11 protein-coding genes are annotated in these 11,559 nt (G+C 63.0%); 7 read left to right on the forward strand and 4 right to left on the reverse strand.

Features of this window, described 5'->3' with window-relative positions; genetic code table 11:
* Positions 1 to 280 precede the first annotated feature (280 nt).
* The 3 genes from paoA to paoC are packed head-to-tail and all read left to right on the forward strand — an operon-like array spanning position 281 to position 4,049.
* Positions 281 to 904 (forward strand): aldehyde dehydrogenase iron-sulfur subunit PaoA, encoded by a 624-nt coding sequence (gene paoA / locus ACYZUM_RS14545; RefSeq protein ID WP_095668892.1) that lies wholly within the window; start codon positions 281 to 283, stop codon positions 902 to 904.
* Complete coding sequence (locus tag ACYZUM_RS14550; protein ID WP_108183076.1) at positions 901 to 1,857, forward strand: FAD binding domain-containing protein; 957 nt, start codon at positions 901 to 903, stop codon at positions 1,855 to 1,857. Before paoA ends, ACYZUM_RS14550 begins: the two co-directional genes overlap by 4 nt.
* Positions 1,854 to 4,049, forward strand: a complete 2,196-nt coding sequence (gene paoC / locus ACYZUM_RS14555; protein WP_108183077.1) for an aldehyde oxidoreductase molybdenum-binding subunit PaoC — start codon at positions 1,854 to 1,856, stop codon at positions 4,047 to 4,049. Before ACYZUM_RS14550 ends, paoC begins: the two co-directional genes overlap by 4 nt.
* Before the next feature lie 93 nt (positions 4,050 to 4,142).
* Here paoC and ACYZUM_RS14560 read toward each other — a convergent pair whose 3' ends face one another.
* Positions 4,143 to 4,559, reverse strand: a complete 417-nt coding sequence (locus ACYZUM_RS14560) for a (R)-mandelonitrile lyase (protein WP_108183078.1) — start codon at positions 4,557 to 4,559, stop codon at positions 4,143 to 4,145.
* Between the two features lie 198 nt (positions 4,560 to 4,757).
* Here ACYZUM_RS14560 and ACYZUM_RS14565 point away from each other — a divergent pair, with 198 nt between their 5' ends.
* Complete coding sequence (locus ACYZUM_RS14565) at positions 4,758 to 5,699, forward strand: LysR family transcriptional regulator (RefSeq protein WP_108183079.1); 942 nt, start codon at positions 4,758 to 4,760, stop codon at positions 5,697 to 5,699.
* On the opposite strand, the gene ACYZUM_RS14570 is transcribed toward ACYZUM_RS14565, so the two are convergent.
* Positions 5,656 to 6,615: an aldo/keto reductase gene (locus ACYZUM_RS14570; RefSeq protein ID WP_262949370.1), complete on the reverse strand. Its 960-nt coding sequence runs from the start codon at positions 6,613 to 6,615 to the stop codon at positions 5,656 to 5,658. The two genes, ACYZUM_RS14565 and ACYZUM_RS14570, sit on opposite strands and share 44 nt — an antisense overlap.
* A 112-nt stretch (positions 6,616 to 6,727) precedes the next feature.
* Here ACYZUM_RS14570 and ACYZUM_RS14575 point away from each other — a divergent pair, with 112 nt between their 5' ends.
* Together ACYZUM_RS14575 and ACYZUM_RS14580 are read left to right on the forward strand one after the other, a co-directional pair.
* Positions 6,728 to 7,501: an alpha/beta hydrolase gene (locus tag ACYZUM_RS14575; protein ID WP_108183081.1), complete on the forward strand. Its 774-nt coding sequence runs from the start codon at positions 6,728 to 6,730 to the stop codon at positions 7,499 to 7,501.
* 191 nt (positions 7,502 to 7,692) lie between these two features.
* The gene (locus tag ACYZUM_RS14580) at positions 7,693 to 8,559 is read left to right on the forward strand and encodes a CAP domain-containing protein (protein ID WP_108183082.1); all 867 of its coding nucleotides are present in this window, start codon (positions 7,693 to 7,695) and stop codon (positions 8,557 to 8,559) included.
* A 130-nt stretch (positions 8,560 to 8,689) separates the two neighbouring features.
* Here ACYZUM_RS14580 and ACYZUM_RS14585 read toward each other — a convergent pair whose 3' ends face one another.
* A complete protein-coding gene (locus tag ACYZUM_RS14585; protein WP_041073494.1) occupies positions 8,690 to 9,322 on the reverse strand; it encodes a Vgb family protein in 633 nt (210 codons plus the stop codon).
* Positions 9,323 to 9,353: 31 nt separating this feature from the next.
* Positions 9,354 to 10,565: a helix-turn-helix domain-containing protein gene (locus ACYZUM_RS14590; RefSeq protein ID WP_108183083.1), complete on the reverse strand. Its 1,212-nt coding sequence runs from the start codon at positions 10,563 to 10,565 to the stop codon at positions 9,354 to 9,356.
* Between the two features lie 520 nt (positions 10,566 to 11,085).
* Between ACYZUM_RS14590 and ACYZUM_RS14595 the strand changes: the two genes are divergently transcribed.
* Positions 11,086 to 11,517 carry a nuclear transport factor 2 family protein gene (locus tag ACYZUM_RS14595; RefSeq protein ID WP_108183084.1) on the forward strand — a complete coding sequence of 144 codons (432 nt, stop codon included), beginning with the start codon at positions 11,086 to 11,088 and terminating at the stop codon, positions 11,515 to 11,517.
* Positions 11,518 to 11,559 lie beyond the last annotated feature (42 nt).

Genomic DNA, 11,559 nt, shown 5'->3' on the forward strand with positions numbered 1-11,559 from the left:
ACACAATACCTGTGGGAGCGGGCTTGCCCGCGATGGCGGTGTGTCATTTGAGCAACAGGCTGCCTGACACGACTCCATCGCTGGCAAGCCAGCTCCCACAAGGTCAAGGCGTCGCCCAGGTCATTAATGAATTCTGCGCATAACTCTATAGCGCAAATCCGCAAAAACCTTTTCCCCTCCGTACAGGTCATTCCAAGAACGAGACCGGCAAACATGCCGGCGTGCCCGAGTGGGCCCTTCAATCCCTGCCGTCCTGATTAAGCCAGAGAGGAATCGAAGCATGACGATTTCCCGACGAAGATTCCTGATCCTCGGCGCGGTGACCGCCACCGCGTTTGCAATGCCCCCTTTCATCAGCCTCAAGGCCTACGCGGCCAGTCTGGAGCAACCCGCCATGGCCAAACTGACGATCAACGTCAACGGTACACCCCAAGCTCTCGAGGTCGACAACCGCACCACCCTGCTCGACGCCCTGCGCGAACACCTGCACCTGACCGGCAGCAAGAAAGGCTGCGACCACGGCCAGTGCGGCGCCTGCACCGTCATCGCCGACGGCCGTCGAATCAATGCCTGCCTGACCCTGGCGGTGATGCACGAAGGCAGCGAGATCACCACCATCGAAGGCCTGGGCATGCCTGACCATCTGCACCCGATGCAGGCCGCGTTCATCAAGCACGACGGCTACCAGTGCGGCTATTGCACGCCGGGGCAGATCTGTTCGGCGGTGGCGGTGCTCAAGGAAATTCGCGAGGGCATCCCCAGCCACGTCAGCCCCAGCCTGACCGAGGCGCCACAACTGATTGCCAGCGAATTCCAGGAACGCATGAGCGGCAACATCTGCCGCTGCGGCGCCTACTCGAACATCATCGAAGCCATCACTGAAGTCGCGCAGGTGCCAGCATGAGAGCGTTCAATTACAGCCGCGCCGACTCCCCCGCCGCAGCCGCAACGCTGGCGGCGCAGATTGAAGGCGCGAAGTTCATCGCCGGTGGCACCAACCTGCTGGACCTGATGAAACTCGACATCGAAACCCCGCTGCACCTGATTGACGTCAACCACCTGGGCCTCGATCAGATCGAAGCCACACCTGAAGGCGGATTGCGCATCGGCGCTCTGGTGCGCAACACCGATCTGGCCGCCGACAGCCGCGTGCGCAAGGATTACGCGCTGCTCTCCCGCGCCTTGCTCGCCGGCGCTTCCGGTCAGTTGCGCAACATGGCGAGCACCGCCGGCAACCTGCTGCAACGCACTCGCTGCCCGTATTTCTATGACGTCAATCAGGCCTGCAACAAACGCCAGCCCGGCAGCGGCTGCGCGGCGATTGGCGGGGTCAGTCGGCAACTGGGGCTGATCGGCGTCAGTGACGCCTGCATCGCCACCCACCCCAGCGACATGGCAATTGCCATGCGCGCCCTCGATGCACAGGTTGAAACGGTCAAACCCGACGGCAGCACCCGCAGCATCGCCATCGCCGATTTCCATCAACTGCCGGGCAACACGCCGAACATCGAAACCCGCCTCACGCCCGGCGAGTTCATCACGTCGGTAACCCTGCCGGCCCCGGTTGGCGGCACGCACATTTATCACAAGGTGCGCGATCGCTCGTCCTACGCCTTTGCGCTGGTATCGGTCGGTCTGATCCTGCACAAGGACGGCAGCGGCCGTGTGGCGGTCGGCGGTATCGCGCCGAAACCGTGGCGGGTCGACGCCGCTGACGCGTTGCTGCCCCAAGGCGCGAAAGCCGTCAGCGAACGCCTGCTTGACGGCGCCACGCCGACCCACGACAACCAATTCAAACTGACGCTGGTCGAGCGCACGCTTGGTTCGGTGTTGGCGCAAGCGAGGGATCAGGCATGAAATTCGACACGCCCGCCACCACCAACCCGATCGACCAACTGAAAGTCGTCGGCAAGCCCACCGACCGCATCGAAGGCCCGCTGAAAACCAGCGGCCAGGCGCCGTACGCTTATGAGCAGCATCAGGCCGTGGCGAATCAGGCTTACGGTTTCATGGTCGGTTCGGCCATCGCCAAGGGCCGCATCAGCCACATTGATCTCGACGCGGCCGAAGCCGCACCGGGCGTGCTGGCCATCGTCACCGCTGCCAATGCCGGCAAGCTCGGCAAAGGCCAATACAATTCGGCGCCGCTGCTCGCCGGGCCCGAGGTGCAGCACTATCACCAGGCCGTGGCGCTGGTCGTCGCCGAGACCTTCGAACAGGCCCGCGCCGCAGCGCAACTGGTCAAGGTCGATTACGTCACGGCCAAAGGCGAGTTTGAACTGGCCAACGTGCGCGACCAGGGTGTCGAAGACGACGAGTTGCCCGACGTCACCCACGGCGATTTCGACAAAGCCTTCGCCGCTGCGCCGGTGCAGTTCGACCAGACCTACACCACTCCCGATCAGTCCCACGCGATGATGGAGCCGCACGCGACGCTGGCCGCGTGGAAAGGTGATCATCTGACCTTGTGGACCTCCAACCAGATGATCGCCTGGAGCGTCGGCGACGTCGCCACCACCCTCGGCCTGCCCAAGGAAAACGTGCGCCTGATCTCGCCGTACATTGGTGGCGGATTCGGCGGCAAACTGTTCATTCGTGCCGACGCGATCCTCGCCGCCCTCGGTGCGCGCCTGGCCAACCGCCCGGTGAAAGTGGCCCTCGCCCGCCCGCAAATGGCCAACAACACCACCCACCGCCCGGCCACGATTCAGCGTATTCGGATGGGCGCGACGGCGGACGGCAAGCTCAGCGCCATCGCCCACGAAGGCTGGTCGGGCAATCTCAAGGACGGCAAGGTCGAAGTCGCCGCGCAGCCGAGCCAGTTGCTTTATGCCGGGGAAAACCGCCGGGTGACCATGCGCCGGGCGCCGCTGGATCTGCCCGAAGGCAATTCCATGCGCGCACCGGGTGAGGCGCCGGGGCTGATGGCGCTGGAAATCGCCATGGACGAAATGGCCGAGCAGCTCAAGCTCGATCCGGTGCAGTTCCGCATCCTCAATGACACGCAGGTCGATCCGGTAAAAACCGAGCGTCCGTTTTCCCAGCGGCGTCTGATCGAATGCCTGCAGACCGGCGCCGAGAAATTCGGCTGGAACCAGCGCAACGCCACACCCGGTAGCCGTCGCGAAGGCCGCTGGCTGATCGGCATGGGCGTCGCTGCGGCGTTTCGCAACAACCTGCTGCTGAAATCCGGCGCCCGGGTGCGGCTGGAGCACAACGGCAAGGTCACGGTGGAAACCGACATGACCGACATCGGTACCGGCAGCTACACCATCATCGCCCAGACCGCCGCCGAGATGATGGGCGTGCCTCTGGCGGATGTGACGGTGCATCTGGGCGATTCGAATTTCCCGGTGTCGTCCGGTTCCGGCGGCCAGTTCGGCGGTAACTGCTCGACGGCCGGGGTGTATGCCGCGTGCATGAAACTGCGTGAAGCGGTTGCGACGAAGCTGGGCATGAGCGGCAGCGATATCGAGTTTGCTGACGGTCAGGTGCGCGCCGGCGGCAAGACCCTGCCGCTGCGCGATGCCGCAAAAGATGGCGTGATCGAGGCCGAGGACAGCATCGAATTCGCCGACCTCGCCAAGCAGTATCAGCAATCGACTTTCGGTGCGCATTTCGTTGAAGTGGCGGTGGATGCAGCGACCGGCGAAGTCCGCGTGCGGCGCATGCTTGCGGTGTGCGCGGCGGGACGGATTCTCAACCCGAAAGCCGCGCGCAGCCAAGTGATCGGGGCGATGACCATGGGCGTCGGCGCGGCACTGATGGAAGAGCTGGCGGTGGACAAACGGCTGGGCTTTTTCGTCAATCACGACCTGGCAGGATACGAGGTGCCGGTGCATGCTGACATCCCGCATCAGGAAGTGATTTTCCTCGACGAAACCGATCCGATTTCATCGCCGATGAAAGCCAAGGGTGTAGGTGAACTGGGGATTTGCGGCGTGAGTGCGGCGGTGGCCAATGCGATCTACAACGCCACCGGGGCGCGGGTGCGTGAGTACCCGATCACCCTCGACAAGATCCTCTCTTCCTTGCCAGAGATGATCTGACCCCTGTAGGAGCTGCCGCAGGCTGCGATCTTTTGATCTTGATCTTCAACAACCAAGTCAAAAGATCGCAGCCTGCGGCAGCTCCTACAGATATCAGTGTGGGTACTGCGCCGCGCTCACCTGCTCCATCCACTCCACCACTTCACCGTCCAGCACCTCGGCAATCGCAATGTGCGTCATCGCCGTGGTCGGCGCGGCGCCATGCCAGTGCTTCACCTGCGGCGCGATCCACACGGTATCACCGGGGCGGATCTCGCGAACCGGTTGCCCCCACTCCTGCACAAAACCTGAACCGGCGGTGACGATCAGCGTCTGACCCAACGGATGGGTATGCCACGCGGTGCGTGCGCCCGGCTCGAAAGTCACCGTGGCGCCGCTGACGCGCGCCGCATCGCTGCCTTTGAACGGTGCGTCAACGCGCACGGTGCCGGTGAACCAGTCCGTCGGGCCTTTGGCCGACGGTTGCGAGCCGTTGGGGGTGACGGTAACGCCTGAGATATGTGCATTCATCACAAGACTCCAAATCTGAAAGAGACCTCCCTGTAGGAGCTGCTGCCGGCTGCGATCTTTTGATCTTTGATTTTCAAAAACAACATCAAAAGTTCGCAGCCTGCGGCAGCTCCTACAGGGAACTTGCGTCACTTTAGCGAGCCGTACTCTTCAGATAATCGACTAGAATTCGAAAAAACTTATGCAGGACACTCATCAATGCTTCGAGAAAACGCCAGTGACCTGCTCGCCTTCCTTGCCGTGGCCCGCGAGCGCAGCTTCACCAAAGCCGCAGCCAAACTGGGCGTTTCACAATCGGCGCTCAGCCATACCATTCGCGCACTCGAAGCGCGCCTTGGCCTGCGCTTGCTGACGCGCACCACCCGCAGCGTCTCACCCACCGAGGCTGGCGAACATCTGCTGCAGACCATCGGCCCGCGCTTCGAAGAGATCGAGCAGGAACTGGCGGCACTGAGCAACCTGCGCGAGACGCCCGCAGGCCGGATCCGCATCAGTGCCACCGACCATTCGCTGAATTGGCTGTTGCGTCCGGTGCTCAAGGAATTCCTGCCCCAATACCCGGACATCGCCGTCGAGGTGATCTGCGACTACGGTTTCGTTGACATCGCCGGGCAAGGCTTCGACGCCGGCGTGCGGCTGGGCGAAGATGTCGCGCAAGGCATGATTGCCACCCGCATCGGCCCGGACATGCGCATGGCGGTGGTCGGCGCCCCTGCTTACTTCGCCAAGCGTGAACAGCCACAAACACCACGAGACCTGACCGCCCACGCCTGTAACAACCTGCGCCTGCCCACCAACGGCGGGCTGTACACCTGGGAGTTCGAGAAGGACGGCGAAAGCCTCAAGGTGCGGGTTTCCGGGCAAGTCACCCTCAATGGCGTGTATCCGCTGCTCGACGCTGCACTCGACGGTTTTGGCCTGAGCTACATTCCGGAAAACATCGTCGCGCCCTATCTGGCCGACGGGCGTCTGCTACAAGTGCTGGCAGACTGGTGCCCGACGTTTGCCGGTTATCACCTGTATTACCCGAGTCGACGGCAGGCGGCGCCGGCGTTTGCGTTGTTGGTCGAGGCGCTGCGGTATCGCGCGCAGGCAGCTATCCCAGCAGCGCAATCAACTGATGCCGCTGCGCATCGGTGAGCATCGGCCCAAACCCGGCGCCGGCGTTGTCGGTCATGTAGCGCGGATTGCCGGTGCCGGGAATCACGCAGGTCACCGCCGGGTGCGACAGCAAAAACTTCAGCGCCAGTTGCGGCCAACTGTTGACCTGCACGTCCGACACCCACGCCGGCAGCGGCCTGCCCTTGAGCCGCTCGAGCAACCCGCCACCGCCAAACGGCCGGTTGCAGATCACCGCGACCCCGCGCTCGCGGCACAACGGCAGAATGCGTTTTTCCACGCCACGGTCATCGAGGGCGTAATTGATTTGCAGAAAATCGAGTGGTTCAGCCTTGAGCACTGCTTCGACTTCGTCGTAAGCCGAGGGCGTGTAATGGGTGATGCCGATGTAGCGGATACGCCCCTCGGTTTTCCACTCGCGCAGAGTCGGCAGATGACTTTGCCAGTCCAGCAGGTTGTGGATCTGCATCAGGTCGATGCGTTCGGTGCGCAGCAGACGGAAGGATTGCTCCATCTGCGCGATACCTTCCTTGCGCCCGCGCGTCCAGACCTTGGTGGCGAGAAAGGCCGGCGAACGCGGTTCATGGATCGCCAGCAGTTCGCCAGTGGTCTGCTCGGCGCGGCCATACATCGGTGAGCTGTCGATCAGCGTGCCACCCTTTCTGAACAGCTCGTCGAGCACTGCCGGCAGTTGTTTATAGGCGGTCTCGCCGGGCGCAACGTCGAAGCTACGATAAGTGCCCAGGCCCACCACGGGCAGTCGTTCGGCGCTGGAAGGGATGGCGCGGGTCTGCATGGTCTGGTCTCCTGCCTGGTTCGGCGAAGTGGCAGTCGGCGTCATGGCAGTGGCCAACGCCCGGTCAAAGGTCAGGACCGCCGAAACCCCGGCAGCCAGCGTGAGCAATCGGCGACGGGAGCAACCCTCAGTGTGGCTCATGCTGGTTCCCCTGCTGCGTGAATCTGTTGCACGTTGTGTGCGACGGCTGTCCCTCCACGGCGCTGAACTACACTGCGACAGCGAACACCCGCGTCCCGTTAAAGTTAGCCGAATGTCCAGAATCCTGATGTCAGTCGTCGCTTTGCTCATTGCCCTCTACGTTTTGCTGTGCGGAGCATTGTTCGTGTTTCAGCGTTCGCTGATCTATTTCCCCCAGCCTGGCAGTGCCGTGACCACGGCAGATTCACGGCTGAAACTGGCGATGCCGGATGCCGATGTCTGGATAACCGTTCGCGAACATGCGGGGCCGAAAGCGCTGATCTACTTCGGCGGGAATGCCGAGGACGTGTCGCACAACCTGCCTTCATTCAGCGCAGCGTTTCCCGATTACGCGGTGTATCTGCTGAACTACCGGGGCTTTGGCGGCAGCGGTGGCTCACCCTCGGAGGAAGCGATTGCCGAAGATGCACTGGCGCTGTTTGACCGGGTCTACGCCAGCCATCCGCAGATTGCCGTGGTCGGGCGCAGCCTGGGTTCCGGAGTGGCGGTGCGGCTGGCGAGTCAGCGCCCGGCGCAGACATTGATTCTGGTGACGCCGTACAACAGCCTCGAAGAAATCGCCGTGCGCCAATACCCGTGGTTTCCGGTGAAATGGCTGCTGAAGGATCGCTTCGAGTCGGGTCGCTATGCCGCGCACATTCAAGTACCGACCCTGCTGCTGGCAGCCAGCGATGACGAGGTGATTCCACGGGACAGCACGCAGCGGCTGCTGGGGCATTTCCCCAAAGGTGTGGCGACGCTGCGAGTAGTGCCGGATTCGGGGCACAACTCGATTTCCGAGCGGGCGCAGTATCTGCAGTGGATGCAGGCAGTGCTTGATCGCTGATAGCCGATTATTGCGTCGGCTGAACTGGCCCCTTCGCGAGCAATACAAAATCCAGGATCACCCTCCCCTTCACACCCACCAAAAAAGCCAGTTTGCCAGCATGAACCAAGTGCAAAAAGCCCAGTCCTAGTGGCGCCGCATTCCGCGGCTGCCCACTTCAGCACTGTCCTTTCCCCTGAGTCTGCCGTCCCATGCGCCATGTCGTTCGCTCATCACGCTTCGTTTCGCTGTGCCTGCTGATCCTTGCCCCACTGTTCACCGAGACCGTCCACGCCAGCGAAGAGCGGCAGCTGGTGGCCGCCATCAACGATTACCGCGCCCATCCGCAACGCTGCGAACGCCGCCCTGCCCAGCGCCTGGCGCCACTGTCGCTGAAGTCGAATCTGGCGTTGCCGATCGGCTATGGCTACGGCGGTGGCTTGCGCGAGAGATTGAAGTCTTCGGGATATTCGGCGGTAGCGGTGCGCAGCATCCGCATCGTCGGTGCCGGGGATGCCGAGGAAGCCTTCGAACAGCTGCAAGACAGCCACTGCACCGCCCTGCTCGACGCCCAGTACGCCGACATCGGCGTCAGCCGCGCCCGCGGTGAATGGCAAGTGGTGCTGGCGCAACCGGTGCTCGACAGTCGCGTCGGCGACAACCGCAGCGTCGGCAAAGCCTTGCTCGCCGAGGTCAACGCCGCCCGTGCACGCCCACGGATGTGCGGACGCCAGCGCTTCGCCGCCGCTCGCCCGCTCAGCTGGAACCCGGCGCTGGGAGCCGCCGCGCAAGGGCATAGCAAGGCCATGGCCTACGGCAACTACTTCGCCCACCGTGATCCAGACGGCGACATGCCGGCCGATCGCGCCCGGGCGGCAGGTTATCGGGGCCGGCAGATCGGCGAAAACATCGCCGCCGGACAGAGTTCACCGGGCAAGGCGATGGCCGGATGGCTGGCCAGTCCCGGGCATTGTGCCAACCTGATGAACCCGATGTTCACCCAGGTCGGCGCGGGTTTTGCCAGTGAGGCGCGCAGTGATGAAGGGGTTTACTGGACGATGGTGTTTGGTGCGCCTTGATTCACCGAGAGATTTTCAGTGAAGCTGCTGGCCCCTTCTCGAGCAGGCTCGCTCTCACATTTTGCCCGGTTGAGGCTGAACCCATGTGGGAGCGAGCCTGCTCGCGAAGGGCCAGAACAGGCACCCTCCATCACTTGGGCCGCCGCACCGCCCGCAGCCGCCCACTCCCCCCGCCACCGCAGTAAAAGCGCTCGCCGTCATCCGCTTCCAGCCCGGAAACGCCTGTCCCCGCAGGCATCTTCAAACGCTCCAGGACCTCGCCATCTTGCGGATCGACCCGGCGCAGTTCACTTTCATCGCCTTCCCAGGTGCCATGCCATAACGCGCCGTCGACCCAGGTGACCCCGGTGACAAAGCGGTCTGACGCCAGCGTGCGCAAGACCGCGCCGGTCTCCGGATCGACCTGATAGATCTTGCGCTCGCGATACTGGCCGATCCACAGCGAGCCTTCGGCCCAGGCCATCCCCGAATCGTTGCCGCCGCCGGGCGCCGGCACGGTGTTCAGCACACGGCCGGTGGTCGGGTCGATTTTCTGGATGCGGCTGTCGGCAATCTGGAACAAGTACTGGCCGTCGAACGCGGTGCCAGCGTCGGCACCGACCTTGAGCGTGCGCACGGTTTTGCCGCTGGCCGGGTCCAGCGCATTGAGCTGGCCGTCACTGGCGAACCACACGTGCTGGCCGTCGAAGGTTACGCCGTGGACACGTTCGACGCCGTCGAACGGGCCGTACTCACGAAGGATTTCTGCGTTTGCCTGTTTCATGCTGCCTTCCTCGTTGGTAGGAGTGTCCAGCCTAGCCATTGCCCAACGACACCGGGAGTAACAAGATCGTCGCGAAACCCGGCAACGGCGGCGTGGTCCAGCGCCGCGCACGACCCACGCCGAACCCTTGCACTTTATCCGCCTGCGCCAGTGCTTCCAGTGAGCGCTGCACTTGCCGCTGACTGCAGCCCAACGCCAACGCCAGCGCCGAACTCGACCAGGATTCGCCATCGGCGAGCAAGGCCAGCAGTGTCGCGTACTTGTCCTCGACCGGCAAAGTGAGCAACGCCACATCGTCGGCGACCAAGGCAAAACCGCGCGCCGTCGCGATGATCCGCGCCAGTGGCTGCAACGCCGAACGCAGGCGACCGATCTCCACCCGCAGGCGTGCGCGATGGGATTCGTCGCTTAGTTTCAAGCGAAACGCCTGAGCGATCAGCGCCTCTCTCGACACATCTGCCGGCCACGCCTGAGCCAGCATCCGCAGCAGACCGAACAGCACCGGACGCGTCGCCAGGGCCACTGTCATCCCCGCGCCGCGCACGCTGTAGCGACACGCATCGACCACCAGCGCCGGCGAGGCGAACAACGCTTCAACCTGCGCGAGCGTCACGGTCTGAGACCGGCCAGACACAATCAGTTGCGCCGCAGGTGCATCGAGCATTTGCAAGGCCTGTTCGGTCTCTGCGGTCAGCGCGGGAATAGCCGCTTGCTGCGCCGCCCGTTGCGCAAGCTCCAGCGCCGCCCGCGCCGTGTGCGCCTGCACCTGACGCAGCGCAATACCGGCCGTCATCAATCCATGAGCGGCCCGCAACGGCGGGGGCAGCGCGGTGGGATCAAGTGCAGCGAGCAACGCCCGCGCCTCATCGAGCTGGCCGATCAGCAACAGCCGGCGGATTTGCAAATAGCGGGCATGCGCAGCGTTCAGTTGATCGCCGTGATCGAGCAAGAGCTGCCGCGCCGCCTCCAGCGCTTTAACCGGCCAGCCCAGATCCCGCGTCGCCAGCGCCACTTCGGCCTCGGCCACGACGCAGCGCGCTCGGGACAACGGCTCGTTGGCGCCGAACGCCTTGACCGCCCGCTGCAGCAGCGCCTTGGCTCGGGACACATCACCGAGCTGAGCCATGGCGATGCCACGCAGCGCCAGCGCAGGCGGGTCTTCACGCAGGGCGACGAGCTTCAACGCGGCCAGCGGATCACCCACCGCGAGCGCACGGCCGGCAGCGTTGATCAACGAGTCCATGACAGATCAGGCACAGTGAACATTTCCGGGACTGGATATCCCGGTTTAGTCCAGTTAGCGGACGGACACCAGTATGGTGTGATGCGAGAAATGACAACGCAGTAGAAACAGTCACGCCCTTCGATAAGAAAGGGCGCTGGAGTCTGGTGGAGTACTGCCGGGGTCAGACCGGAGAAATTGTCGCAAGCATTCCGATCAGAATGGTCAATGTCAGAAACCCACCGAGGAAAATCGCCATCTTGTTCATGCTGCTCTCCTTAATGTTGAGCTTGCGGTGCACCGGGCGCTTCGGGATGAAGGGCTGCCGCGGGTGACCGAATTGCCGGGCTATTCTGAGCGCCTGACTGAGCCGGTTACAGAGGCAGATACAACAGAAAAATACGGATCAGATACCAAACTGATCTGTTCCGGACATGGCGTGGTATTCAGATCGGCACACAAAGATTCGGGGGCACGCCGCTTTGAACTAGAGTGATTGCCGTCGCGCGAAAAACAACAACAACAATTCCAGGAGTGGTCAATGTCCGAACTGAACCTGCACCCCAACGCCGCCGAATCCCTGAAGCGCTGGCACGAGATGATCCGCACCGGCAACCTCAAGGCTCTGCCCGAGCTGCTTGATCAGAATGCGCTGTTCCGCTCGCCCATGGCCCACTCGCCCTACCCCGGCGCGCCAGTGGTGACGATGATCCTCAACACCGTGTTCAACGTGTTTGAAGATTTCAAATACCACCGTGAACTGGCGACTGCCGATGGATTGAATGTGGTGCTGGAGTTCAGTGCCAAGGTGGGGACGAAAGAGTTGAAGGGGATCGACATGATTCGCTTCGATGAGAGCGGGAAAATTATCGAGTTCGAGGTGATGGTGCGGCCGTTGAGTGGGTTGCAGGCCCTCGGCGAGGAAATGGGACGGCGGTTGGGCGCCTACCTGGCGAAAGCGAAACCTGTGTAGGAGCTGCCGCAGGCTGCGGCTGCTCCTACAGCGGTTTTTTGG

It is taken from the genome of Pseudomonas sp. m6p (assembly GCF_055760375.1).